This window comes from Variovorax sp. 10N432 (assembly GCF_056394465.1).
The window spans coordinates 148067-171612 of sequence record NZ_JBFTHX010000002.1 but is presented as its reverse complement, the minus strand read 5'-3'; the positions used below and the strand labels follow the sequence as shown (position 1 = coordinate 171612).

The window sequence follows — 23546 nt, the reverse complement described above, 5'->3', positions numbered from 1 at the left end:
CATGCATTATATTGCTTGACACCTCAGTGCTCGGTGCTTATGGTTCGCTCACAGGCAAGATACTGCACACAGTCGATTGCCGCAAGTTCAATCCCACGCGTGAGCACACTTCCATGTCCAAAGACAGCTTCCACGAACTCGTCGCCGAGCTGACGGGCCAGATCGCCGGCCGCCCGCTCGACCAGGACCTCGACCGCTGGCTCAACAGCCAGCATGGCGCCGGCAGCCCGAGCTACGAAGCGCTCAAGCAGGCCTGCATCGCTGGCGTCGCCGAAGGCTGGATGTGCGACCGCGAAGGCGGCGGCATCCGCTACGGGCGGGTCTTCAAGGCCGAGGACGCGCTGAACCGATTCTCGGTCGACGTCGTAGACATGCGCGACCTCGCAGGCCCTCACCACACGCATCCGAACGGCGAGATCGATTTGATCATGCCGATCGAAGGCGACGCGACCTTCGACGGCCGGCCGGCCGGCTGGTGCGTCTACCCGCCCGGCAGCGCCCACCGTCCCACCGTCGCCCAAGGCCGCGCGCTGGTCCTCTATCTGCTGCCCGAAGGGCAAATCAAATTCACCCAATGACCGAACTCCTCTCCAACTACGTCGGCGGCCGCTGGCAGGCCGGCAGCGGCGCCGGCACGGCGCTGGTCGATCCGGTGCTCGGCACCGAACTCGCGCGGGTCGACGCCACCGGGCTCGACCTGCCCGAGGCTTTCCGCTTTGCGCGCGACACCGGCGGTGCGGCGCTGCGCGCCCTGACCTACCGCCAGCGTGCCGGACTGCTGGCCGCGATCGTCAAGGTGCTGCAGGCGAATCGCGACGCCTACTACGAGATCGCGACGGCCAATTCGGGCACCGTGAAGAACGACTCGGCGGTCGACATCGACGGCGCGATCTTCACGCTCGGCCAGTACGCCAAATGGGGCGACGCGCTCGGTGACGTGCGCGCGCTGCGCGACGGCGACGCGGTGAAGCTCGGCAAGGAACCGGTCTTCCTGTCGCAGCACCTGCAGGTGCCGACGCACGGCGTGGCGCTGTTCATCAACGCCTTCAACTTCCCGTCCTGGGGCCTCTGGGAAAAGGCCGCCCCGGCGCTGCTGTCGGGCGTGCCGGTGATCGTCAAGCCCGCCACCTCGACCGCCTGGCTCACGCAGCGCATGGTGCGCGACGTGGTCGAAGCCAGCGTGCTGCCGGCCGGCGCCCTGTCGGTGATCTGCGGCAGCTCGGCCGGCCTGATGGACCAGCTCCAACCCTTCGACGTGGTCTCGTTCACCGGCTCGGCCGAAACCGGCGCCGTGATCCGCTCGCACCCGGCCGTGGCCCAGCGCTCGGCCCGCGTGAACATCGAGGCCGACAGCCTCAACTCGGCCCTGCTGCTGCCCGACGCGGGCCCCGGCAGCGAGGCCTTCAACCTGCTGGTGCGTGAAGTGGTGCGCGAGATGACCGTGAAGTCGGGCCAGAAGTGCACCGCGATCCGCCGCATTCTCGTGCCCGCCGCGGTCTACGACGCTGCCGCCGAAGCCATCGGCGCCAAGCTGGCCGGGGTCACGGTCGGCAATCCGCGCAACGACAGCGTGCGCATGGGCTCGCTGGTGAGCCGTGCCCAGTTGGTCGCGGTGCGCGAGGGCCTGGAAGCGCTCAAGACGCAAGCCGCCGTGCTGCACGACGGCAGTGCCAAGGCCCTGGTCGACGCCGACCCGGCCATCGCGGCCTGCATCGGCCCGGTGCTGCTGGGCGCGCGCGATGCCGACGCGGCCGATCGCGTGCACGACATCGAGGTCTTCGGTCCGGTGGCCACGCTGCTGCCCTACCGCGACCTGGCGCATGCGGTGGCCCTAGCCCATCGCGGCCAGGGCTCGCTCGTGACCTCGCTCTACGGCGCCGACGACGCGGCGCTCGGCCAGGCCGCGGTGCAGCTCGCGGCCAGCCATGGCCGCGTGCACGTGATCTCGCCCGAGGTCGCGCAGGCCCAGACCGGCCACGGCAACGTGATGCCGATGTCGATGCACGGCGGCCCTGGCCGCGCCGGCGGCGGCGCCGAACTCGGCGGCCTGCGGGCGCTGGACTTCTATCACCGCAAGAGCGCGGTGCAGGCCAGCCCCGGCGTGCTGGCGCAGCTCGGCATCCAGTAGCCAGTAGCCAGTAGCCAGTAGCCAGTAGCCAGTGAGGAGACCCACGATGACCCTGCCCGACACCTTCAACTTCGCCGAGCACTTGTTCGCGCTGAACCGCGGCCGCGCCACCAAGGCGGCCTATGTCGACGACCGCGGCGCGCTCGGCTACGGCCAGCTCGAGGACCGCGCGCGCCGGCTGGCCGCCGCCCTGCTCGCCAGCGGCGTGCGGCGCGAGGACCGCGTGCTGCTGCTGATGCTCGACGGCAGCGACTGGCCGGTCAGCTTCCTGGGCAGCCTCTATGCCGGCGTGGTGCCGGTGGCGGTCAACACGCTGCTCACGGCCGACGACTACGCCTACATGCTGGCCCACAGCGGCGCCACCGCGGCGCTGGTGTCGGGCGCGCTGCTGCCGGTGCTGCAGGAGGCGATGGCGAAGGCGCCGAACGCCGTGCAGGCGCTGTTCGTGTCGCAGCCCACGGGCGCCCTGCCCGACGGCGCGCAGAACTTCGACTCGGCCATCGCGCGCAACGAAGCGCTGGCGGCGCCGGCCGCCACCACGCCGCAGGACCATGCCTTCTGGCTCTACTCCTCGGGCTCGACCGGCAAGCCCAAGGGCACGGTCCACACCCACGGCAACCCCTGGTGGACCGCGGAGCTCTACGGAAAGCCGGTGCTTGGCCTGACCGAAGACGACGTCTGCTTCTCGGCCGCGAAGATGTACTTTGCCTACGGCCTTGGCAATGCGCTGACCTTCCCGCTGTCGGTCGGCGCCACGGTGCTGCTGATGGGCGAGCGGCCGACGCCCGACGCCACCTTCAAGCGCTGGACCGGCCAGGGCGGCGTCAAGCCGACGGTCTTCTTCGGCGCCCCGACCGGCTTCGCCGGCATGCTGGCCTCGCCCCGGCTGCCGGCGCGCGAGGCAGTCGCGCTGCGGATGTGCTCGTCGGCCGGCGAAGCCCTGCCGGGCGAGATCGCCCAGCGCTTCAAGGCCCATTTCGGCTGCGAGATCGTCGACGGCATCGGCTCCACCGAGATGCTGCACATCTTTTTGTCGAACCGGCCCGGCGACATCCGCTACGGCACCACGGGCAAGCCGGTCGAGGGCTACGAGATCGAGCTGCGCGGCGAAGACGGCCAGCCGGTCGCGGACGGCGAAGTCGGCGATCTCTACATCAAGGGCCCGAGCACGGCGGTGATGTACTGGGGCAACCCCGAAAAAAGCGCCGAGACCTTCCGCGACGGCTGGACCAAGAGCGGCGACAAGTACTCGCGCGACGCCGACGGCTACTACACCTACGCCGGGCGCAGCGACGACATGCTCAAGGTCAGCGGCATCTACGTCTCGCCCTTCGAGGTCGAGGCCACGCTGATGCAGCACCCGGCGGTGCTCGAGGCTGCGGTGATCGGCAAGGAAGACGCCGACGGCCTGACCAAGACCAAGGCCTACGTGGTGCGCAAGGACGGCCAGCCGGTCGGCGAGGACGAGCTCAAGGCCTTCGTCAAGGAGCGCCTGGCGCCCTACAAGTACCCGCGCTTCATCGAGTTCGTGGACGAGCTGCCCAAGACCGCGACCGGCAAGATCCAGCGCTTCCGCCTGCGCGAACGGGAAAAAAAATGACCCCCACGTTCGGCACTTCGTGTCCTCTCTGCCCCCCGAGGGGGCGCGTTTCGCCTTGGGGCGGCCCGGCGGCGAAACAATGCTGACCGACTCCGAATTCGCCGCCATCCACTGGCGGGGCAAGGACGTGCGCGTCGAATACCAGCGAATCGCACCCGAGCGCAGCGACGCGCCGCTGCTGGTCTTCCTGCACGAAGGCCTGGGCTCGATCTCGATGTGGAAGGATTTCCCCGAACGCCTGTGCACGGCCGGCGGCTTCCGCGGCCTGGTGTTCTCGCGCCCCGGCTACGGCCGCTCGACGCCGCGCGACGCCGACGAGACCTGGGACGTGGACTTCATGCACCGCCAGGCGCACGAGGTGCTGCCGGCCTTCTTCGAGGCGATCGGCCTGCAGGAAAAACCCTGGCTGTTCGGCCACAGCGACGGCGGCTCGATCGCGCTGCTGTACGCGGCGGAATTCCCCGACCGCGTGGCCGGGCTGGTGGTCATGGCGCCGCACATCCTGGTCGAGGACGTGACCGTTGCCAACATCGAGCTGGCGCGCCAGGCCTACCTGGACACCGACCTGCGGCAGAAACTCGGGCGCTACCACGACGACGTCGATTCAGCCTTCTGGGGCTGGAACCGGATCTGGCTGCACCCGCCCTTCAGGCAATGGAACATCGAAGGCGAGCTGGCCACCATCCGTTGCCCGATTCTTGCTATCCAGGGAATCGATGACGAGTACGGCACACTGCGCCAGATCCGCGGCATCGCCGAGCGCGTGCCCCAGACCCGGCTGCTGGAGATTCCCGACTGCGGGCATTCCCCGCATCGCGATCAGCCCGAAACGGCGATAGTGGCGACCGTTTCATTTGTCAAGTCGGAAAGCTCTCCCTGATCACCCGCCTCGTCCGCGCGAGCGGAACGGTGGTCCTTGGGGGAAACTCTTACTTGAGTCATGAATAGTTTAGCAGTAAAGTAATTTCATCAACCGAAGGAGTCAGTTCAATGAGCCACCGCATCGCTCGCACCACCCTCACCGCCCTGGCGCTCGCTTGTGTCGCCACGCTCGGGCACGCCCAGCAGGGCAAGCTGAAGGTGGGCTTGATGCTGCCGTTCAGCGGCACCTACGCCGCGCTGGGCGTCGCCATCGAGAACGGCTTCCGGTTGCGCCTCGAGGAGCAGGGCGGCAAGTTCGCCGGCCGCGAGATCGAATTCGTCAAGGTCGACGACGAATCGGACCCGGCCAAGGCCACCGACAACGTCAACAAGCTGATCAAGCGCGACAACGTCGACGTCATCATAGGCACGGTGCATTCGGGCGTGGCCATGGCGATGGCCAAGGCAGCCAAGGAAAGCGGCACCGTGCTGATCGTGCCGAACGCCGGCGCCGATGCGGTCACCGGCCCGATGTGCGCCCAGAACATCTTCCGCAGCTCGTTCTCGAACTGGCAGCCGGCCTACGCGATGGGCGAGGTCTCCGGCAAGCAGGGCAAGAAGAAGGCGATGACCATCACCTGGAAGTACGCGGCCGGCGACGAGTCGGTGGCCGGCTTCAAGGAAGGCTTCGAGAAGGCCGGCGGCAAGGTCGACAAGCAGCTCACGGTGCCGTTCCCGAACGTCGAGTTCCAGGCCCTCCTGACCGAGATCGCGGCGGCCAAGCCCGACGTGGTGTATGCCTTCTTCGCCGGCGGCGGCGCGGTCAAATTCGTCAAGGACTATGCGGCGGCCGGCCTCAACAAGACCATCCCGCTGGTCGGCCCCGGCTTCCTGACCGACGGCACGCTCGAGGCGCAGGGAGAATCCGCCCAGGGCATGCAGACCACGCTGCACTATGCCGACGGCCTGAACACGCCGCGCGACACGGCCTTCCGCACCGCCTATGCCAAGAGCTTCAAGCTGCAGCCTGATGTGTACGCGGTGCAGGGCTATGACGCGGCGCAGATCCTCGGCATCGGCCTCGCGGCAGTGAAGGGCGACATCTCGAAGAAGGCCGAGTTCGCGGCCGCGGTCGAGAAGGCCAAGATCGACAGCCCGCGCGGCACGTTCACGATGAACAAGGCGCACAACCCGGTGCAGGACGTCTACCTGCGCAAGGTCGAGGGCAACGAGAACAAGCTGGTGAACATCGCCGTGAAGAATCTCGCCGACCCGGCGCGCGGCTGCAAGCTGTAATCGAGAGCGAAGACACTGCATGGACTTCGGTACCTTTCTCGTTCAGTGCCTGAACTCCGTGCAGTACGGACTGCTGCTGTTCCTGGTCGCTTCCGGCCTGACGCTGATCTTCGGCATCATGGGCGTGATCAACCTGGCGCACGGCAGCTTCTACATGCTCGGGGCCTACATGGCCTTCGCGCTGTCGCCGCTGTTCGGCGACCAGTTCATCGTGATGCTGGCGGTCGGCGTGGTGCTGGCCGCGGTGTTCGGCTACTTGCTCGAGTGGGCCTTCTTCAGCTATCTCTACCAGCGCGACCACCTGCAGCAGGTGCTCATGACCTACGGACTGATCCTGGTGTTCGAGGAGCTGCGCTCGATCCTGGTGGGCAACGACGTCCACGGCGTCAAGGCGCCGCCCTGGCTCGAGGGCAGCTTCGCGCTCGGCGATCTCATGAGCTACCCCTGGTACCGGCTGTTCGCCTCGGCGGCCTGCGTGGTGCTGGCGATCGGGCTCTATTACGTGGTCAACCGCACGCGCCTGGGCATGATGATCCGGGCCGGCGCCAGCAACCGCGACATGGTGCGCGGGCTGGGCATCGACATCCGGCGGCTCTACCGCATCGTGTTCGCGGCCGGCGTCGCGCTCGCCGCGCTGGCCGGCATGATCGCGGCGCCGATGTCCTCGGTCTACCCGGGCATGGGCGCCAGCGTGCTGATCATCTGTTTCGTGGTGGTGGTGATCGGGGGCATCGGCTCGATCACCGGCGCACTCGTGGCCTCCCTGCTGGTCGGCTTCGTCGACACCTTCGGCAAGGTCTTCTTCGCCGAGCTGAGCGGCATGGGCGTGTACGTGCTGATGGCGATCGTCCTGATATGGCGCCCCGAAGGCCTGATGGGGCGCAAGGTCTGACATGCATTGCCCCCACGCTCATCACTTCGTGTATCGCTGCCCCCCGAGGGGGCGCTCAATGCCCTTCGGGCGGCCGGGCGGACATTGACATGCAACGCCTCTCCCATTCCATCCCCCTGCTTTGCGCCATCGTCCTGGCCGTGTTCGGCCCGATGCTGAGCCCCTACCTGTCCGACCTGGTGGTCAAGGTGATGATCCTGTCGATCTTCGCGCTGAGCCTCGAGCTGCTGGTCGGCATGACCGGCCTGGTGAGCCTGGGCCACGCGGCCTTCTACGGCATCGGCGCCTACGCGACCGTGCTCGGCTCTGGCAAGGACGGCGGCTCGATCGCACTGCTGCTGCCGCTGGCCATGGGCTCGGCCGCGGCCTATGCGCTGGCGGTCGGGGCGCTGAGCCTGCGCACCCGCGGCGTCTACTTCATCATGGTCACGCTGGCGTTCGCGCAGATGGCCTTCTTCGTCTTCCACGACACCGCACTCGGCGGCGGCAGCGACGGCATCTACATGTACATCCGCCCGACCCTCGGCGCGCTCGACATGGAGAACCGCTACACGCAGTTCTATGTGGTGCTGGCGGCGCTGGTGCTGACCTATGGCCTGCTGGCGCTGATCCGGCGCTCGCGCTTCGGCGCCGCGCTGGCCGGCATCCGGGTCAACGAGCAGCGCATGCGCGCGGCCGGCTTCGCGGTCTACGGCTACAAGCTCGCCGCCTTCGTGATCGCCGGCGCGCTGGCCGGGCTGGCGGGCTTCCTGCTGGCTTCGCGCGACGGCGTCGTCAACCCCGAGCTGCTGGCCTGGCACAACTCGGGCGAGGTGCTGCTGATGATCATCCTGGGCGGCCTCGGCCACCTGCGCGGCGCGGTGATCGGCGCGGTCGCCTTCACCCTGCTGAAGGAGCTGCTCTCCACCCACGCGCTGGTCGGGCCGCTGGCCGACCACTGGCAGCTCACGCTGGGGCTGGCGATCATCGCCTTCGTGGCGCTGCTGCCCAAGGGGATCATCGGCATCGCGGCCCGCATCTCGCCCGCTGCGGCCAAACCGGCCAAGGGAGCTGCCGCATGACCACCCTGCTTGCGGTCGAATCGCTCACCCGCCGTTTCGGCGGACTGGTCGCGGTCAATGCGGTGAACCTGGACCTGCGGCGCGGCGAGGTGCATGCGGTGATCGGCACCAACGGCGCCGGCAAGTCGACCTTGATCAACATGCTGTCGGGCGAGATCGACGCGTCGGACGGCCGCATCTCGCTCGACGGCGAGGACATCACGACCCGGGCGCAGTTCCGCCGCGCGCTGGCCGGCGTCGGCCGCAGCTACCAGCGGACCACGATCTTTCCCGAGTTCACGGTGCTGGAGAACTGCCGCCTCGCGGCGCAGGCCGCGAACCCGCGGCCGTGGGCCATCTGGCAATCGTCCAGCCATTGCGCCGAGAGCAATGCGTCGGCCCGCGAGGCGCTGGCCGCGGCCGGCCTCGACGGCGTGGCCGAGCGCATCGCCGGCACGCTGAGCCATGGCGCCAAGCGCCAGCTCGAGGTCGCGATGTGCCTGGCGACCCGGCCGCGCGTGCTGCTGCTCGACGAGCCTCTGGCCGGCATGGGCGCCGAGGAAACCGAGCGCATGCTGGCGCTGCTCACGCGCCTCAAGGACTCGCACGCGATCCTGCTGGTGGAGCACGACATGGACGCGGTGTTCCGCATCGCCGACCGCATCACGGTGATGGTCAACGGCACGGTGATCGCGACCGGCGACCCGGATTCGATCCGGACCAATCCCGAAGTGCGGACAGCCTACCTCGGCGAGGACCATTGAATGAACCGCCCCGCTGACATGCTCCAGATCGAAGCACTCAACACCTACTACGGCGACAGCCACATCCTGCGCGGCGTCGACGTCGCGATGCCGGCCGCCACCTCGGTCGGCTTGCTCGGGCGCAACGGCATGGGCAAGACCACGCTGATCCGCTCGCTGATGGGCTACGTGCGGCCGGCCTCGGGGCGCGTGCGGCTCGACGACCAGGACGTGACCGGCTGGACGCCCGAGAAGATGGCGCGGCGCGGCATCGGCTACGTGCCCGAAGGACGCGGCATCTTCCCCAACCTGTCGGTGCGCGAGAACCTCGTCATGAGCGCGCGCCCCGGCATCGATGGCAAGCGCGAGTGGACCTTCGAGCGCGTGATGGCGACCTTTCCGCGGCTCACCGAACGGCTATCGCACGGCGGCCAGCAGCTGTCGGGCGGCGAGCAGCAGATGCTGTCGATCGGCCGCGCGCTGATGACCAACCCGCGGCTGATGATCCTCGACGAGGCCACCGAAGGCCTGGCGCCGCTGATCGTGGCCGAGATCTGGCGCGTGATCGCCGGCATCCGCTCGACCGGCATCGCGACTTTGATCGTCGACCGCGACTGGCGCCGCGTGCTCGGCCACACCGACCTCGCGGTGGTGATGGAAAAAGGCCGCATCGTGCGGCATGGCGCCTCGGCCGAGCTGCTGGCCGAGCCGGCCGTGCTGGAAGAGCTGCTGGGGGTCTGAGCGGTCCGCCGCTAGCGGGCCGGCGCAACCGCGAAGGCCTCGCCGATCTCGCGCGTGACCCGCAGGAAGCGGTCGATGTCGGCCGCCGAATTGCAATGCAGCGGCGACACCCGCACCGCACCTTCGAGGCCGAACGAATCCAGCATGCGCTTCGAGTACAGGCTCGACGCCACCCGCTCGTAGACGATGACGCCGCGCTTCTCGTACTCGCGCACCGCCTGGGCGTGCTCGAGATTGTCAATGCCGATCGCGAGGATCAAGTCGCGTTTCGTCAGGTCTTCGAAGTCGAGGAAGACCTGGACGCCGTCCATCGCGCGCAGGCCCGGCGTCTGCGCCGTGCCGTCGAGCAGGCGCGCCAGCAAGGCGCGTTCGTGCAGCTCGATCTTCTCGATGCCGGAGGCAAACCGGGCTCGCCGGTCGTCGCTGTCGACGAACTGGCCGCCCAGCCAGCACACGTAGTCGACGATCGCGGTGACGACCGCGAACTGCCACGGCGCGGCGCTGCCCAGGTCCCAGAAATCCTTCTTCTTGCCCGCAAGCTTGTGGTGCGGCAGCACGGCGGCGCGCTCCGACACCCACGACATGCCGGAGCCCCGGCAGCCGAAGAACTTGTAGGGCGCGATGTTGATGCCGTCCACCGGCGTCTGCTGCAGGTCGATCAGCCCATGCGGCGCGTGCTGCACGGCGTCCACGACGATGTAGAGGTCGGGCTTGATCGCCCGCGCGCGCTTGACGATCTCGCTCACATCGAGCTTGGCGCCGGAGATGTTGGAGGCGTAGATCACGCTCAGCAAGCACGTGTCCTGGTCAACCAGTCGGACGATGGCGTCGACGTCGACGCCGCCCGTCACGGGGTTCGAAGGCGCGACGCGCAGTTGCTTGCCGGTGCGCCCGGCATAGAGCGACATGGCGTCGAAGGAGGACGGATGCTCGAGCACCGTGGTCACCATGTTCTTGCCGGGCACGTTCTCGGCGATGGCGCGAACCATGTCGAACATCGCGCCCGACGCCGTCAGCGACGCGTACACGCTGCCGCCCCTTGCGTTGAGGATCGTGCGGAGGTCGTCGCTGCCCCTGGCCTGGACCTGCTGCAAGAAGATCGCAAGCTCGTGGATGCGCTCGGGGCAGTCGGGCAGTGCGTCGATCAGGGCGAACTGTTCGACCGCCGCCTTGAGGCGGAAGGACCCGCCAGCGTTGTCGAAGAACAGGCGCTCGCGGCCCGACATGTCGTGGTCGACGTAGTGGAACCGGCTCTTGATCTGCGCGATCAATGCGTCGGAGAAGAGCTCGCCTTGCGAGTGAGCGGTCATGGCTGGTTTTCCTTCATTTCTGGAAGCGATGTGATTCGCTACGATTCGGCGAGTAAAAGCGATCGATCACCACGCCAGGAGCCAGCCTTTCATGATGACCTTCAAGCAGCTCGAGGCGCTCTACTGGATCGGCGAACTCGGCAGCTTCGCGCTCGCGGCCAACAAGCTGCATACCTCGCAGTCGGCCATCTCCAAGCGCGTGCACGAACTCGAGACGGCCTTCGACACCGCGCTCTTCGACCGCAGCCAGCGCTCGGCGCGACTGACGGACAAAGGCGAGGAGATGTTCGTGCTGGCCAGGCAGCTGCTCGCGCAGCGCGATGCCGCGGTCGAGCAGTTCGGCCGCATCGACGTGATCGAGCGGCGCGTGCGCATCGGTGTCACCGAGCTCACCGCCATGACCTGGCTGCCGCGCTGGGTCGAGCTGATCCAGGTGCACTATCCGAAGGTCACGCTCGAGCCCGACGTCGACAGCAGCGTCAACCTGCGCGAGAAGGTGCTGGCCGACGAGCTCGACCTGATCATCGTGCCCGACGCCTTTTCCGACACCCGCATCCCGGCCAAGGCAGTGGGCAGCGTCGAGAGCGCCTGGATGTGCAAGCCGGGCGTCGTGCCGGCCGGCAAGCCGATCCGGCTGCACGAACTCGCGGGCCACCAGATGCTGCTGCAGGGCTCGCGATCGGGCACCGGGCTTCTCTACGACAGCTGGATGAAGGACCTCGGCGTGCAGCCGGCCAGGCCGATCGTGATCCACAACCTGGTCGCGCTGATCGGCCTGACCATCTCGGGCCTGGGCGTGAGCTACCTGCCGAAGGACGCGGTCGCGCAAATGCTCGACGACGGCCTGCTGGTGCAGCTCGACGTGCTGCCCGCCCTGCCCCCGGTGGCCTACGTCGCGATGTACAAGGGCGAGCATCGGAGTTCGCTCCTGGCCTCCATCATCATGCTGGCGCAGGAGTGCTGCGACTTCACGCGGATGTTCCAGGCCAGCTAGGGTGAACATGCCCTGGCTCAGACACCCTTGTTGTTCGGATGCCGGTAGGCGTCCTTGACGGCATCCGTCATCGGGAAGTTGAGGTTCGCATTGGCCGGCGGGATCGGCTTCATGAACCACTTCGTGTAGATCTCGTCGATGGCGCCCGACTTCATCAGCTCGGTCACGGTGCGGTCGACGATCTCCTTGAATTGCGGGTCGTCCTTGCGGTACATGATCCCGTAGGGTTCCTGGCGCAGCGACTCCTGCGTCAGGATCCTGAAGTCGCCGGGGTTGGGGGACGTGGCGATCAGGCCCGCCAGTTGCACGTCGTCCAGGATGTAGGCCGCGGTGCGGTCGGAAGCCAGCAGCAGGAAGCCGTCCGCCGTGTCCTTGGCCGCCAATTCCTCGACCTCGATGTTTCCGCTCTTGCGGTAGCCGCGCAGCAATTGGACGCCGGTGCTGCCGGCGACGGTCGAGATCTTCTTGCCGTTGAGGTCGGCGAACGAGTGGATCGCCGAGTTCTTCTTCACTGCCGCGGTGATGCTGGTGACGAAATGGCTCGGCGCGAAGTCCACCTGCTGCTGGCGCTGGACCGTGTTGGTCGTGGTCGCGCAGTCGAGGTCGACGGTGCCGTTGGTCAGGAGCGGGATCCGGTTGGTCGAGGTCAGCGTCGTGTAGCGCACCTCGAGTTTCGGCATGCCGAGTCTGGCCTTGACCGCATCGACGATCTTCAGGCAGACGTCGTTGGTGAAGCCGACCGGATCGGCACTGCCGCCCGGCTTGTACGAAAAGGGGATCTGGCTGTCGCGGCTGCCGATGGTGATGGCACCACTGGCCTTGATCTTGGCCAGCGTGTCGGACTGGGCGAAGGCAGTGCCGCCGGCGCACAGGAGCAGGGCGGCAAGGCCGAGCGACGAAGAACGGAGGAATCTCATTTCAAGGCCTTTCAGAGGTGGGCTCGCGGCGGGGGGCCGCCGAGGCGACGGCGAAGCCCGCATCACGCTTCGAAGGCCGATTCTGAAAGGAAGTCAGTGCGTCAAAAAGCGATTTAATTTCAAGACGATGCAGTCGAAAAAGTGATTGCCCCGGCCGTCAATCCACGAGGTCGGGGTCGCTGCGGATGATCTCGTCCCAGAGCGTCTGGAACGACAGCCAGCCGAAGGTCGGCGACCCGAGCACCGACGCCAGCCAGCGGGCGTCCTCGGGCGGCCACTGCGTCGGCGTGCCCGCGGCCTCGGCCAGCAGCTGCGCTTCGCAGCATCGGTTCATGAGCACGAACCACCAGGCGGCTTCGTCGATGGTCTGGCCGGTCGTGAAGATGCCGTGGCCGCCATGGATGGCCATGCGGTGCTGGCCGAATCCCTCGGCGAAGCGGCGCGCCGTCTCGGCGTCCCGCACCACGCGCGGCGCCAGGATGAGCGCCTGGTTCTCGAAGAAGATGCAGGCGTCCTGGGTGATGGGGTCCAGCCGGCGCTCGAAGGACGACCAGGTCGACGCATGCAGCGCATGGGCGTGGCAGACCGCGTTGACCTCGGGGCGCGCCCGGTGCACCGCGGTGTGGAGCAGCAGGCCGACCGGGTTGACCATGCCGCTGCCGCGCACCACCTGGCCTTGCGGATCGACCTGGACCAGGTGCGAGACCTTGACCTGGTGCATGGCGATCCCCACCGGGTTGACCCAGAAATGGTCGGGGAGCTCGGGGTCTCGCAGGGTGACGTGGCCCAGCAGCCCGTCGGAGAAGCCGCGCCGGCCGAAGATGCGGCAGGTGGCCGCGAGGCGCTGCAGCGAATGCGCGCGCTCGGCCTCCCTGGATTCGAAACGCGGCGGGGCACGGGTCGCGAAGTTCTGTACGCCGATCTGCACGGTGGCGCTCCTTGGGATGGCCGAGGCGAGGACCATACTCCGAAGGCGGCGCCGGGCCAAGCGATGCACAATCCGCTGCGCGCACCACCGAGGAGCCCTGCCATGACAGTCCCACTGACCCCGGCCGCAGAACTCGCAAGGCTGGCGAAGACGCCCTTCCCCGGCGCATCGGCCGACTACGAGACGGCCCGCCAGGCGCTGCTGGCGCAAGAGATCGAGTTCCGCCGCCACATGACGCGACTGACCGTGCAGCGCCGCGCGCTGCCGCCCGGGCCGGTGATCGAGAAGGACTACCGCTTCAAGGACGAGCAGGCCTTCGAGGTCGGCCTGATCGACCTCTTCGGCGACAAGGACACGCTGGTCACCTATTTCTGGATGTACGGGCCGCAGCGCGAACGGCCGTGTCCGATGTGCACCAACTGGCTCGGCGCGGTGAACGGCAATGCGGCCGACATCAAGCAGCGGGTGGCGCTCAAGATCCTGGGGCGCTCCTCGGTCGAGCGGCAGTTCGCCTTCGCGCAGGAGCGCGGCTGGCGCGACCTGAACTTCGTCCAGACCGTCGGCGACGACTACGCCAGGGACCTCGGAGTGCTGTTGCCGGACGGCAGCGAATATCCGGCGTTGATCGTGTTCCGGCGCGATGGCGACCGGGTGCGGCTGTTCTGGGCCAGCGAGATGACGCGCGAGATGGCCGACCCCGGCCAAGATCCGCGCGACGCGCCCGACATCGCCTCGCTCTGGTCGGTGCTGGACCTGACCCCGGGCGGCCGCGGCACCGACTGGTATCCGAAGCTCAACTACTGACTCGGTTCAACGCTCGCTCGCAGCACGAAGGGTCGCGGGTGAATGCCGCCGCAAAATGGCGCCCATGGACCTCCGCACGCTGCGCTACTTCATCGCCGTCCTCGAAGCCGGCAGCCTCTCGCGCGCGGCCGGTTCGCTCTACATCGCCCAGCCTGCGCTCACGGCGCAGATCAAGAAGCTCGAAGGCGAACTCGGCGCCCAGCTGTTCGAGCGTTCGCACGTCGGCGTGACACCGACGCCGGCCGGCCTCCAGCTCTACCAGGATGCGCGCCGGCTGCTCTCCGATGCCGACGCGATGCGCGACCGCATCCAGCGCGTGCCCGAGGGCCCCGAAGGCTCGGTCACGGTGGCCGCGCCCTTCCTGCTGGCGGCGCTGCTGCTCGGCCCGGTGCTCGCCGCGCTGAAGCTGTCGCATCCGCGGATCCGCGTCTTCGTGCTCGACGACCTCAGCCTCATGGTGAAGAAGGCCATGGTCGAGCGGCGGGCCGACGTCGGCATCCTGGTCGACGCACCGCTGGTCGACGGGCTGCGCTGCGAGCCGCTGGCCTGCGAGTCGATCTTCCTGTGCGGGCGCGATGCCGACGGCACGCTGGCGCCTCGGTTGCGGTCGCCGCGCGGACGCAAGGCCGCAAGGCCCGAGATCGACTTCGAGCAGGCGGCCCGGCTGCCGCTGGTGCTGCAGTCCAGGCGCTTCTCGATCCGCCAGCGCGTCGAGGATGCCGCCGCGACGCTCGGCGTCACCCTGAACGTGGTGCACGAGCAGGACTCGGCCCGCGTGATCCGCTCGCTCTATGTCTGCGGCGCCGGCTTCACGTTCACGCCTGCCTGCACCCTGGGCGACACGGCGCCCGGATCGCGGGACTGGATCGTCGCCCGGGTGGTGCGCCCGGAGCTGCAGCGCAGCTACTTCCTGGCCACGCCATCGGACCGCACGATCGAGCCGGCGACGAGCGTCGTCATGGATGCGCTGGCCGAGCAGACCGCCCGGCTGATACGCGACAAGGTCTGGGACGCCCGGCTGCTGTCCCCTTCCTGAGCCCTGCGCGGCCCGGCCATCACTTCGATTGATGGCCCGGCATCAGCAAACGGTATTTCCTTGCGCGGCACCGATTCTGGAACAGTCGGGTCCCGTGCCATGCAGCACATGGCGAAGACAAGGAGACACCGTTGAACACCAGCCAGAACCCACCCCGCGCCGTCGCCAATGTCGGTGAACTCGTCGCGCGCTGTGCGCGCGCCTACGGCCGGCAGACCGCCGTCAGGAGCCCGGCACGCAGCCTGACCTACGCTGAACTGGAGCAGCGCTCCAACCGCCTCGCGAACGCGCTGCTCGGCGCCGGGCTGAAGCGCGGCGACCGCGTCGGCATCTACCTGCCGAACTGCGTCGAGATCGTCGAGATCGAGCTGGCCTGCTACAAGGCGGCGCTGGTCAAGGCACCCTTCAATGCCCGGCTGTCGCCGAAGGAGGTCGGCGACATCGTCGCCAACAGCGAGGCGGCACTGGTCGTGACCACCGCCGAACGCGCCGAGTCGTTCCGGCCGCACCTTGGCGCCAGCGCTCCGCGCCTGCTGCTCGTCGACGGCCCGGCGGACGGGCCGGATGCCTACGAACGGCTGCTGGGCCGCGCCAGCGACAGCTTCACGCCGGCCGTCGTCGATGCCGACGAGGTGGCGGTGCTGCACTACACCTCGGGCTCCTCGGGCGTGCTCAAGGCCGCGATGCAGACCTTCGGCAACCGGCTGGCGCAGCTGCGCAAGTTCCTCACGCGTTCAGAAGGCATGCATGCCGGCCACCTGCTCGGCCTGGTCGGGCCGATCACGCATGCCTCGGGCATGCAGATCGTGCCGGCGCTGTGCAGCGGCGCCACCATCCGGCTGTTCTCGAACTTCGAGCCCGGCCGCTTCCTGGCCGACATGAAGGCCGACCGCGTGACCCACACCTTCATGGTGCCGACCATGATCAACATGCTGCTGGCCGAGCTCGGCGGACGCTACCGTCCGCTGCCCGACCTGCTGCGCCTGGGCTATGGCGCAGCGCCGATGGCGCCGGCGCGGATCCTGCGCGCCATGGACGTCTTCGGCCCGGTCCTGTCGCAAGGCTACGGCGCCGGCGAGACCACCTCCGGCGTCTGCGGCCTCAGCGTCGAAGACCACCTGTTCGCCCGGGCCGCCATGCCGGAACGGCTGGCGTCCTGCGGCCGCCCCTTCCTGGAATCCAAGGTCGAGATCGTCGACGACGCGGGCCGGCCGGTCGGCAGCGGCGAGATCGGCGAGATCGTGGTCAGCGGCGCCGACGTCTTCGCCGGCTACTGGCGTGCGCCCGCGCTGACGGCCGAGGTGCTGAAGGACGGCCGCTATCACACCGGCGACCTGGCGCGCATGGACGCCGACGGCTACGTCTACATCGTCGACCGCAAGAAGGACATGGTGATCAGCGGCGGCTTCAACGTCTATCCGTCGGAGGTCGAGGCGGTGCTCTACCAGCACGAGGCGGTGGAGGACGCCTGCGTCTTCGCGATCCCCGACGACAAATGGGGCGAGGCGGTGGCGGCGCAGGTCGTGCTCAAGCCCGACTGCGCAGCCGACGCGCAGGCGCTCGAGAGCTTCTGCGCCCAGCGCCTGGGCGGTTTCAAGCGGCCGCGCCATATCGAGTTCGTGCGCGCCCTGCCGAAGAACCCGAACGGCAAGGTGGCGCGCAAGCAGATCCAGGCCCCCTACTGGGCCGGCCACAGCCGCATGGTCAACTGACAGGAGCACCCGAACCATGACCACCTCTCCCCCCGCCGTGCCGCTGCGTCCGGCGCCGCTCTTCGCCACCGCCTTCGAGGGCTCGGCGCGCGCCGCCGAATTGATCGGGCGCATCGGCGACTTCCTGCACGGCGAGCTCGATGCGCTGGCGCGCACGCAGGGTATCGACCACGAGCACGGCGCCGACCGCCAGACGCTGCAGCGCATCTGGCGCCGCTCGCACGAACTGGGCTTCTACGGCATGACGCTGCCGGTGTCGATGGGCGGCCTCGGCCTCTCGGTGCTCGACCACGTGCTGATCAAGGAAGCGATCTACGCCAGCGGCTCGCCGCTGGCGCCCCATGTCTTCGGCGAGCTCAGCGGCCCGCCGCGGGTCGGTGCCCTGGCCCGCAAGGCCACGCCCTACCAGCTGGAGCGCTTCATCGTGCCGGTGGCGCAGGCCGAGAAGGCGATCTGCTTCGCGCTCACCGAAGCCGAGGCCGGCTCCGACGCGGGCGCCGTGCAGACCCGCGCGGTGCGCGACGGCGACGGCTACGTGATCGACGGCCGCAAGCGCTTCATCTCGGGCTCGCCCTTCGCCGACTTCGCGGTGCTGATGGCCTCGACCTCGGACGATCCGCAGCGGCGCGAGGTATCGGCTTTCTTCGTCGACCTGGCGCAGCCCGGCGTGCGCGTGGAGTCCGGCTACAAGACGATGGCCGGCCAGTCGCACACCGGCGACATCGTGCTCGCGCACTGCCGCGTGCCGGCCGCCAACATGATCGGCGAGCCGGGCCGCGGCCTGGCGCTGGCGCTGGGCCGGATCACGGTCAACCGGCTGCTGCACTGCCCGGCCATGGTCGGGCTGGCCACGGTCGCCCTGCGCGACGCCCGCGACTATGCCTGCCGGCGGCGCCAGTTCGGCCGTGCGATCGGCGAGTTCCAGGCCATCCAGCACATGCTGGCCGACATGGCGACCGACCTGGTCGCGGCGCGCTCGCTGATGATCGCCACCGCGCGCCAGATCGATGCCGGCGGCGAGGCGCGCGCCGAGGCCTCGATGGCCAAGCTGTTCTGTTCCGAGGCCGCCTTCCGCATCGCCGACAGGGCGGTCCAGATCCATGGCGGCGAAGGCATCGTGCAGGGGCGGCGGGTCGAGTTCCTGTTCCGCATGCTGCGCATGTACCGGGTGCTCACCGGCACCAGCGAGATCCAGCGCAACACGATCGCGCGCGAGCTGATCGGCGAGCCGGGCTGAACGCCTTCCCACCCACAAAAAAGGAGACTGAGATGAACCCCCTGCAACGACGCAGGCTGCTTGGCTGCGCGGCGGCCGCGGCCCTGCTGCCCGCCGCCTGGCCCGCCTTCGCGGCCGATCCCTGGCCCTCGCGACCGATCAAGTGGGTGCTTCCCTACCTGGCCGGCACCGGCCCCGACATCACGGCACGGATCCTGGCCGAAGCCGTGTCGCCGCTGCTCGGACAGCCGGTGGTGATCGAGAACCGGGCCGGCGCCGGCGGCAACATCGGCGCCCGGCTGGTGGCCAAGTCGCCGCCCGACGGCTACACCTGGATCTATTCGGCCGCCCCGATGGCCGCCAACATGCGCATGTACAAGGTGCCCGGCTACGACGCGCTGAAGGACTTCCGGCACGTGATGCGGCTCACCACGTCCGACATCGTGCTGATCGTGAACCCGGACTCGGGCATCCGGACGCTGGACGATCTGGTGGCGCGGGCCCGGGCCAACCCCGGCAAGCTGAACTATGCGTCGGGGGGCGTCGGCACGCCCTCGCACCTCGGCGTCGAACTGCTGCTGAACGCGGTCGACGCCCAGGCCACGCACGTGCCGTACAAGGGTGCGTCGGAGCTGGTCAACGCCGTGCTCGGCAACCAGGTGAGCTTCGGCACGCCGATCTTCTCGGTCGCCTTCACGCAGATCCAGGCCGGCAAGCTGAAGGCGCTGGCGGTGGCGGGCAGCGCGCGCAATCCGCTGCTGCCGGAGGTGCCCACGCTCGCGGAGTTGGGCGTGCGCGGCGTCGACCTGACCTCCTGGGGCGGCGTCTCGGTGCCGGCCGGCACGCCGGACGCCATCGTCGCGCGGATCCGTTCGGCCTTCGAGAGCGCGCTGAAGCAACCGGCCGTGGCGCTCGCGCTGGTCGAACGCGGCGGCCAGGTCAGCCCCCAGGGCCCGGAGGCCTATGCGCGCGGCTTCACGCAGGAGATCGCCCTGACCGAGGCGATGATGAAGCGCGCAGGGCTCGAGCCGCAGTGAGCGCGATGGCGCCGGTTGCGATGGCTACACTGGGCAGCCCGACTCCGACCCGGTTCCCATGCCCCCCGACGCAGCCGAACCATCGCCCCCTGCAGCCGGCTTCTTCGCGGAGCTGCCGCTGCTCGCCAACGAACGCGACACCTTCGAGCCGGACGGCTGGCGGCCGGCACCGGGCGACTGGGCGCTCGCGGTGACCGACATCGTCGACTCGACGGGTGCGATCGCCAGAGGGCTCCACAAGACGGTCAATTTCGTGGCGGCCATGGGCATCGCGGGCCTGCGCAATCTTTGCGCACCCGTCCGCATCCCTTTCCTGTTCGGCGGCGACGGGGCGGTCGTGCTGGTGCCGCCGGCATGCATCGAGCGGGCCCGCGTCGAGCTCGCGCGGGCCCGCGGGCAGGCGGCGCGCGATTTCGGCCTCACGCTGCGCGCGGGCCTGGTCCCGGTCGACACCCTGCGCCGCTTCGGCTGCGACGTGCTGGTGGGCCGGTTCGAGCCGACGCCGGGCAACAGTTTCGGTGTTTTCCTCGGCGGCGGTGTCGGCGTTCTCGAAGCCGCGGTCAGGGGGCACGGAGATGCCGAGCTGGGCCGCCTCGCCGCCATCCCCGAATCGCTGGACGACGGCGAGCCGGTCGACCTGGAGGGCCTGTCGTGCCGGTGGGGCACCCTGCATTCGACCCGCGGCACGATGCTGACCATGATCGTGCGCGGCCGGGCCGGGCTGCGCGAGGTCTATGCCGACATCCTCCGACTCGCCGGCCCGGACGACCAGTCGCGCCCGGTCAGCCTGAACACCCTGCGGGCGCGCTGGCCGCCGAAGGGCTTCATGCTCGAGGCGCGCGCGCGGCGACGCAAAGGGTCGCTGCTGGCCTGGACCGCGCGGGTGCTGGCAGAGACCTTGCTGGCGCGGATCGTCCTGGCGCGCGGCAAGCCCATCGGCGGCTTCGATCCCGAGCGCTATCGGCGCGAGATCGTCACCAATACCGACTTCTGCAGGCACGACGAAACGCTGTGCTTCGTCATCGACTGTCCGCTGGCGGCGGTCGAGCCGATCAGGAAGTACATGGCCGAGAAAGCACTGTCGGGCGGCATCCGCTACGGCATCCATCTGTCGGACACCGCGCTCATGACCTGCCTGGTGACCTCGCCGGCCGACAGCCTTCACGTGCACTTCGTCGACGGCGGCGGCGGYGGCTATACGAGCGCGTCCAGGAGCCTCAAGGGCGTGCAGCCCTAGCGCGCCGCGCCCAGCGCCAGCGGGATCTCGGTGCGGTCGTCGCCATAGCTGATCTCGAGCTTGCCGTCGGCGCTCCCACGCGGAATCACGAATTTCACGCGGCCCTCCTTGGCCGACCGCGCGGGCACCAGTTCGTTCAGGCCGCCATCGGGCGCCATGGGCACGCCGCCGACGATCCATCGGAACGAGCGGTCCCAGAAGTTCGTGTCGTAGTTGCCGTGGTTCGTGAGGCGCAGCCGGATGGTCAGCGCCTCCTGCTCGGCGGTCTGGGGCGACAGCTCGGCCTGCAGCAGCGTGAAGGTCACGTTGCCCGAGCCCGGGCCGAGCGTGTAGTCGCGCAGGGCGGGGAGCTCGACGGCGCGGGCGGCCGCGCCGGAGGTCGGCGGCGCGCTGGGCACAGGCGGGGCTGCTGGCACCTGCGCCGACGACTGCGTGGCGGCTGGCGGGCTCGGGGGCCCGATCCAGCCCGCCTGCCTGACCGCGACGATCAGCCCGGCCACTGCGGTCACGGCCGCGGTCAGGCTCGTGATGACACCGGGCAGGGTCTGCCACCAGCGCCTGGGCTTCTCTTCGTCGCTCATGGATCCTCCTGAAAGGCCGACAGGCATCGAATTCTGAGACGCGAAGGGGCGGCTGTCACTCGCCGAGGTCTAGCCGCACGGGGGCGCGTACGGCCGCTCGGCGCCGACGTAGCGTCGCCACTCCTCGACCGTCAACGCGCGTCCGGCGAGTCGGCAAGCCACTTGCGCCCATCGGCCGACGTCGGCCTCGAACACGTAGCGTTGCTCCGCCTGCGAACCGGTGCCGGCGATCCAGCCCGCGCCATCCGGTGCCGCGCCGAGCAGCCGGGCGCCCGGCGGCAGCGCGACCGCGGTATCCAGCGGCGCGGCGGCGGGCAGGTCCCAGAACAGCAGCCGGCCGCCGACCTGCACCGCGACCCGCGTGCTGTCGGTCGCGAACACGGGGTTTCCGGCGATCGATTCGCCCATCTCGCCCGGCAGCTCCGCGCCGTCCAGGACCGGCTGGCGATCGCTGGCGCGGACCACGGTCAATCGCGGCACTTCCACGCTGGCAAGACCGCTGGTGTCGACGTTGAAGGGCGACGGCGCCGGTGCCGTGGTGCCTGGCCAGACGATCCAGCGTCCGTCCGGGCTGCGCACGCCGCGCGCCTCGGACCGCGGAGGCGCAGGCGCCGGCCCGGTCCATGGCTGCCAGCGGCCGCGGTCGACCGGCAGCGTCACGAACAGCCTGCCGTCCTGGCCGGCCGAGACCAGCGTGCGTCCGTCGGCCGCGAACGCCAGGCCGCGCACGGCGCCCGCATGGCGCAGCAGCACCTGCCCCGGCCATGGCTGCGCATCGGCCGCCCATGACCAGCGCATCACCGCGCCGTTGCCGTGGCCGGTCGCGATGAAGCGGCCGTCCGGGGACACCGCCATCCGCTCGAGCGCGCCTTGCCCGGGCACGTCCTGCGTCGCGACCCGCTCGCCGCTCCGGGCATCGAAGACCTCGATGCGTCCGCCGCGCGAGGCGGCGAACAACCAGCGGCCGGAGGCGTCGAACGCCAGCGCCGCCACCGTGCCGATGGCCGTAGTCGCGAACCTGGGAGCGGCGGCGCCGGGCGCGACGGCGACGGCCTGCATGTAGCCCTGGTCGCCGCCTGCGACGACCCAGCGGCCGTCAGGGCTGAAAGCCACGGCCGCGAGGTCGACCGTCGAGCTCAGCAGCAGCCGGGCGCTGCGGCTGGCGAGGTCGTGCAGCCGCAGCGACCTGCTGCTGGACACGGCGGCCAGCGTCGTGCCGTCCGGGCTGAATGCCAGGCCGAAAACGAAGCTCGGTGTAGCCTCGCCGATCTTGTCGCCATCCGGCAGGGTGCTGCTGCCCGTGCCCGTGTGCACGCTGATCTCGCGGCTGGACCCGGCATGCGCCCAGGCCTGGCCATCGGGCGCGAAGGCGATGGCCGTGACGGCACCGTAGAGGTTGATGCCGACCTTTGGCGCCACGACAGTCTCGACCGCATGCTGGTCCAGCGCGCCCCGCAGCACCGCGCCATGCGCGTCGGCGAGCGCCAGCGCATCGCCCTGGGGGCTCACCGCCAGGGCGGCGAAGGCCGCCTGGTGCTGCTGCAGGCGCGTGACGGGCAACGACGACATGGCGCCCAGCAGGGCGGCGTCCGATGCGGGCGTGCGCGTGATCGCCTGCGACTGCACCGCCAGCAGCAGCGCGCGCACCGGATCGCGCACCAGCGACGCCGTCGACTGCGCCGCGAGTTGACGCGAGAGCGCCTGGTCGCGCAGCGCGTTGGCCCGGTCGCGCTCACGCACGGCGACCAAGGCCTGCCAGGCCGCGAGGGCCGCCAGCACGGCCAGGCCCAGCCCCACCCCGGCGACCAATGCACGCCACAGCCGGTTCGCCGTCAGCCTGCGCGGCGCCGTGAGCAGCCGCGCCACGAGCGGGTCGGTCGCCAAGCCTCGGGCCGCTGGATCGGACTGTTCATCGAGCCAGATGCTGCCGGCGTGCTGCAGCCACGGCTGCACGGCATCGGACAGCGCGGGGTCGCGGAAGCTGCCGTCGAGGCAGACCGGGATCACCGGCCGGCCCGGCCGCTGCGCCCTGAAGGTCTCGACCTCGGTGCGCACCCAGTTCGGCTGCTCCAGCGTGCCGCGGTTGACGACGACCACCAGCAGCTTCGAGCGCAGCAGCGCCCGCCTCAAGGTGTCGGACAGCGGTTCGCCGGGCGGCGCCTCGTCTTCGCTGAAGAACACGCTCAGGTCCCGCTCGCGCAGCCTCCTGGCGAGGTCCGATGCGTAGCTCTGCGTGCCGCGCGGCGGCCCGCCGAGCGCGAAGGAGACGAACACGTCGTAGCCGAAAAGTCGCGAGGCGAACGAGGCCTTCGGGGCTTGCGGGGAAGGCGATGGGGCCGGCGTGTCCTTCACGGGGGCATTCTGGCGGAAGGCGCCGGGTGGCGCACGCGTCGCTCGGCCTCGGCTCCCGCTTCACTGGCAATCAAAGGTCGCGATCGGCCACGGTCGCCCCTGCATCGACATCACCCTTCCT

The 23546-nt window shown here is 69.4% G+C and carries 21 protein-coding genes; 16 read left to right on the top strand and 5 right to left on the bottom strand.

The features are described 5' to 3' along the window. Nucleotides 1-113 precede the first annotated feature (113 nt). The 9 genes from AC1DF3_RS03050 (at nucleotide 114) to AC1DF3_RS03010 (ending at nucleotide 9301) form a co-directional block, all read left to right on the top strand. Nucleotides 114-578, top strand: a complete 465-nt coding sequence (locus tag AC1DF3_RS03050) for a DUF4863 family protein (protein ID WP_286535280.1) — start codon at nucleotides 114-116, stop codon at nucleotides 576-578. Beyond that, a complete protein-coding gene (locus AC1DF3_RS03045) occupies nucleotides 575-2128 on the top strand; it encodes a 3,4-dehydroadipyl-CoA semialdehyde dehydrogenase (protein ID WP_478138785.1) in 1554 nt (517 codons plus the stop codon). Before AC1DF3_RS03050 ends, AC1DF3_RS03045 begins: the two co-directional genes overlap by 4 nt. 46 nt (nucleotides 2129-2174) lie before the next feature. Then, nucleotides 2175-3728, top strand: coding sequence for a benzoate-CoA ligase family protein (locus tag AC1DF3_RS03040; RefSeq protein WP_478138784.1), 1554 nt, complete (start codon nucleotides 2175-2177; stop codon nucleotides 3726-3728). 79 nt (nucleotides 3729-3807) lie between these two features. Next, nucleotides 3808-4608 (top strand): alpha/beta fold hydrolase, encoded by an 801-nt coding sequence (locus AC1DF3_RS03035; protein WP_286535283.1) that lies wholly within the window; start codon nucleotides 3808-3810, stop codon nucleotides 4606-4608. Between the two features lie 110 nt (nucleotides 4609-4718). Beyond that, nucleotides 4719-5885 carry an ABC transporter substrate-binding protein gene (locus tag AC1DF3_RS03030; RefSeq protein ID WP_286521616.1) on the top strand — a complete coding sequence of 389 codons (1167 nt, stop codon included), beginning with the start codon at nucleotides 4719-4721 and terminating at the stop codon, nucleotides 5883-5885. A 19-nt stretch (nucleotides 5886-5904) separates the two neighbouring features. Next, nucleotides 5905-6777 carry a branched-chain amino acid ABC transporter permease gene (locus AC1DF3_RS03025; protein WP_286535284.1) on the top strand — a complete coding sequence of 291 codons (873 nt, stop codon included), beginning with the start codon at nucleotides 5905-5907 and terminating at the stop codon, nucleotides 6775-6777. A gap of 89 nt (nucleotides 6778-6866) precedes the next feature. Continuing rightward, on the top strand, nucleotides 6867-7838 hold the full coding sequence (locus tag AC1DF3_RS03020; protein WP_301804339.1) for a branched-chain amino acid ABC transporter permease: 972 nt from the start codon (nucleotides 6867-6869) through the stop codon (nucleotides 7836-7838). Then, nucleotides 7835-8581, top strand: a complete 747-nt coding sequence (locus AC1DF3_RS03015) for an ABC transporter ATP-binding protein (protein ID WP_286535286.1) — start codon at nucleotides 7835-7837, stop codon at nucleotides 8579-8581. Before AC1DF3_RS03020 ends, AC1DF3_RS03015 begins: the two co-directional genes overlap by 4 nt. A gap of 18 nt (nucleotides 8582-8599) precedes the next feature. Next, the gene (locus AC1DF3_RS03010; protein WP_286521613.1) at nucleotides 8600-9301 is read left to right on the top strand and encodes an ABC transporter ATP-binding protein; all 702 of its coding nucleotides are present in this window, start codon (nucleotides 8600-8602) and stop codon (nucleotides 9299-9301) included. Between the two features lie 11 nt (nucleotides 9302-9312). Here AC1DF3_RS03010 and AC1DF3_RS03005 read toward each other — a convergent pair whose 3' ends face one another. After that, nucleotides 9313-10611, bottom strand: coding sequence for an aminotransferase class V-fold PLP-dependent enzyme (locus tag AC1DF3_RS03005; RefSeq protein WP_478138783.1), 1299 nt, complete (start codon nucleotides 10609-10611; stop codon nucleotides 9313-9315). 94 nt (nucleotides 10612-10705) lie between these two features. Between AC1DF3_RS03005 and AC1DF3_RS03000 the strand changes: the two genes are divergently transcribed. After that, nucleotides 10706-11605, top strand: coding sequence for a LysR family transcriptional regulator (locus AC1DF3_RS03000; protein WP_301804624.1), 900 nt, complete (start codon nucleotides 10706-10708; stop codon nucleotides 11603-11605). 17 nt (nucleotides 11606-11622) lie between these two features. Here AC1DF3_RS03000 and AC1DF3_RS02995 read toward each other — a convergent pair whose 3' ends face one another. Further along, nucleotides 11623-12522, bottom strand: a complete 900-nt coding sequence (locus tag AC1DF3_RS02995; RefSeq protein ID WP_286535288.1) for an amino acid ABC transporter substrate-binding protein — start codon at nucleotides 12520-12522, stop codon at nucleotides 11623-11625. A gap of 157 nt (nucleotides 12523-12679) precedes the next feature. Beyond that, nucleotides 12680-13450: a class II aldolase/adducin family protein gene (locus tag AC1DF3_RS02990; RefSeq protein ID WP_478138782.1), complete on the bottom strand. Its 771-nt coding sequence runs from the start codon at nucleotides 13448-13450 to the stop codon at nucleotides 12680-12682. A gap of 102 nt (nucleotides 13451-13552) precedes the next feature. Here AC1DF3_RS02990 and AC1DF3_RS02985 point away from each other — a divergent pair, with 102 nt between their 5' ends. The 6 genes from AC1DF3_RS02985 to AC1DF3_RS02960 all read left to right on the top strand — a co-directional run bounded on the left by AC1DF3_RS02985 (nucleotide 13553) and on the right by AC1DF3_RS02960 (nucleotide 20492). Then, nucleotides 13553-14254 (top strand): DUF899 family protein, encoded by a 702-nt coding sequence (locus tag AC1DF3_RS02985; protein ID WP_478138781.1) that lies wholly within the window; start codon nucleotides 13553-13555, stop codon nucleotides 14252-14254. A 64-nt stretch (nucleotides 14255-14318) separates the two neighbouring features. Further along, nucleotides 14319-15290 carry a LysR family transcriptional regulator gene (locus tag AC1DF3_RS02980; RefSeq protein ID WP_478138780.1) on the top strand — a complete coding sequence of 324 codons (972 nt, stop codon included), beginning with the start codon at nucleotides 14319-14321 and terminating at the stop codon, nucleotides 15288-15290. Between the two features lie 131 nt (nucleotides 15291-15421). After that, on the top strand, nucleotides 15422-17002 hold the full coding sequence (locus AC1DF3_RS02975) for an AMP-binding protein (RefSeq protein ID WP_286535291.1): 1581 nt from the start codon (nucleotides 15422-15424) through the stop codon (nucleotides 17000-17002). Between the two features lie 16 nt (nucleotides 17003-17018). Further along, nucleotides 17019-18239, top strand: a complete 1221-nt coding sequence (locus AC1DF3_RS02970) for an acyl-CoA dehydrogenase family protein (protein WP_478138779.1) — start codon at nucleotides 17019-17021, stop codon at nucleotides 18237-18239. A 32-nt stretch (nucleotides 18240-18271) separates the two neighbouring features. Then, nucleotides 18272-19255, top strand: a complete 984-nt coding sequence (locus AC1DF3_RS02965) for a Bug family tripartite tricarboxylate transporter substrate binding protein (RefSeq protein WP_286535293.1) — start codon at nucleotides 18272-18274, stop codon at nucleotides 19253-19255. A gap of 58 nt (nucleotides 19256-19313) precedes the next feature. Next, nucleotides 19314-20492 carry a DUF3095 family protein gene (locus tag AC1DF3_RS02960; protein ID WP_478138778.1) on the top strand — a complete coding sequence of 393 codons (1179 nt, stop codon included), beginning with the start codon at nucleotides 19314-19316 and terminating at the stop codon, nucleotides 20490-20492. On the opposite strand, the gene AC1DF3_RS02955 is transcribed toward AC1DF3_RS02960, so the two are convergent. Continuing rightward, complete coding sequence (locus AC1DF3_RS02955; protein ID WP_478138777.1) at nucleotides 20489-21073, bottom strand: hypothetical protein; 585 nt, start codon at nucleotides 21071-21073, stop codon at nucleotides 20489-20491. The genes AC1DF3_RS02960 and AC1DF3_RS02955 overlap by 4 nt on opposite strands. A 69-nt stretch (nucleotides 21074-21142) precedes the next feature. Next, complete coding sequence (locus AC1DF3_RS02950) at nucleotides 21143-23425, bottom strand: toll/interleukin-1 receptor domain-containing protein (RefSeq protein WP_286535296.1); 2283 nt, start codon at nucleotides 23423-23425, stop codon at nucleotides 21143-21145. Nucleotides 23426-23546 lie beyond the last annotated feature (121 nt).

What these genes read in the sequence shown, in the direction of transcription:
- AC1DF3_RS03050 (WP_286535280.1), top strand. Translation starts at nt 114, where the DNA reads ATGTCCAAAGACAGCTTCCACGAACTCGTCGCCGAGCTGACGGGCCAG.
- AC1DF3_RS03045 (WP_478138785.1), top strand. Translation starts at nt 575, where the DNA reads ATGACCGAACTCCTCTCCAACTACGTCGGCGGCCGCTGGCAGGCCGGC.
- AC1DF3_RS03040 (WP_478138784.1), top strand. Translation starts at nt 2,175, where the DNA reads ATGACCCTGCCCGACACCTTCAACTTCGCCGAGCACTTGTTCGCGCTG.
- AC1DF3_RS03035 (WP_286535283.1), top strand. Translation starts at nt 3,808, where the DNA reads ATGCTGACCGACTCCGAATTCGCCGCCATCCACTGGCGGGGCAAGGAC.
- AC1DF3_RS03030 (WP_286521616.1), top strand. Translation starts at nt 4,719, where the DNA reads ATGAGCCACCGCATCGCTCGCACCACCCTCACCGCCCTGGCGCTCGCT.
- AC1DF3_RS03025 (WP_286535284.1), top strand. Translation starts at nt 5,905, where the DNA reads ATGGACTTCGGTACCTTTCTCGTTCAGTGCCTGAACTCCGTGCAGTAC.
- AC1DF3_RS03020 (WP_301804339.1), top strand. Translation starts at nt 6,867, where the DNA reads ATGCAACGCCTCTCCCATTCCATCCCCCTGCTTTGCGCCATCGTCCTG.
- AC1DF3_RS03015 (WP_286535286.1), top strand. Translation starts at nt 7,835, where the DNA reads ATGACCACCCTGCTTGCGGTCGAATCGCTCACCCGCCGTTTCGGCGGA.
- AC1DF3_RS03010 (WP_286521613.1), top strand. Translation starts at nt 8,600, where the DNA reads ATGCTCCAGATCGAAGCACTCAACACCTACTACGGCGACAGCCACATC.
- AC1DF3_RS03005 (WP_478138783.1), bottom strand. Translation starts at nt 10,611, where the DNA reads ATGACCGCTCACTCGCAAGGCGAGCTCTTCTCCGACGCATTGATCGCG.
- AC1DF3_RS03000 (WP_301804624.1), top strand. Translation starts at nt 10,706, where the DNA reads ATGACCTTCAAGCAGCTCGAGGCGCTCTACTGGATCGGCGAACTCGGC.
- AC1DF3_RS02995 (WP_286535288.1), bottom strand. Translation starts at nt 12,522, where the DNA reads ATGAGATTCCTCCGTTCTTCGTCGCTCGGCCTTGCCGCCCTGCTCCTG.
- AC1DF3_RS02985 (WP_478138781.1), top strand. Translation starts at nt 13,553, where the DNA reads ATGACAGTCCCACTGACCCCGGCCGCAGAACTCGCAAGGCTGGCGAAG.
- AC1DF3_RS02980 (WP_478138780.1), top strand. Translation starts at nt 14,319, where the DNA reads ATGGACCTCCGCACGCTGCGCTACTTCATCGCCGTCCTCGAAGCCGGC.
- AC1DF3_RS02970 (WP_478138779.1), top strand. Translation starts at nt 17,019, where the DNA reads ATGACCACCTCTCCCCCCGCCGTGCCGCTGCGTCCGGCGCCGCTCTTC.
- AC1DF3_RS02965 (WP_286535293.1), top strand. Translation starts at nt 18,272, where the DNA reads ATGAACCCCCTGCAACGACGCAGGCTGCTTGGCTGCGCGGCGGCCGCG.
- AC1DF3_RS02955 (WP_478138777.1), bottom strand. Translation starts at nt 21,073, where the DNA reads ATGAGCGACGAAGAGAAGCCCAGGCGCTGGTGGCAGACCCTGCCCGGT.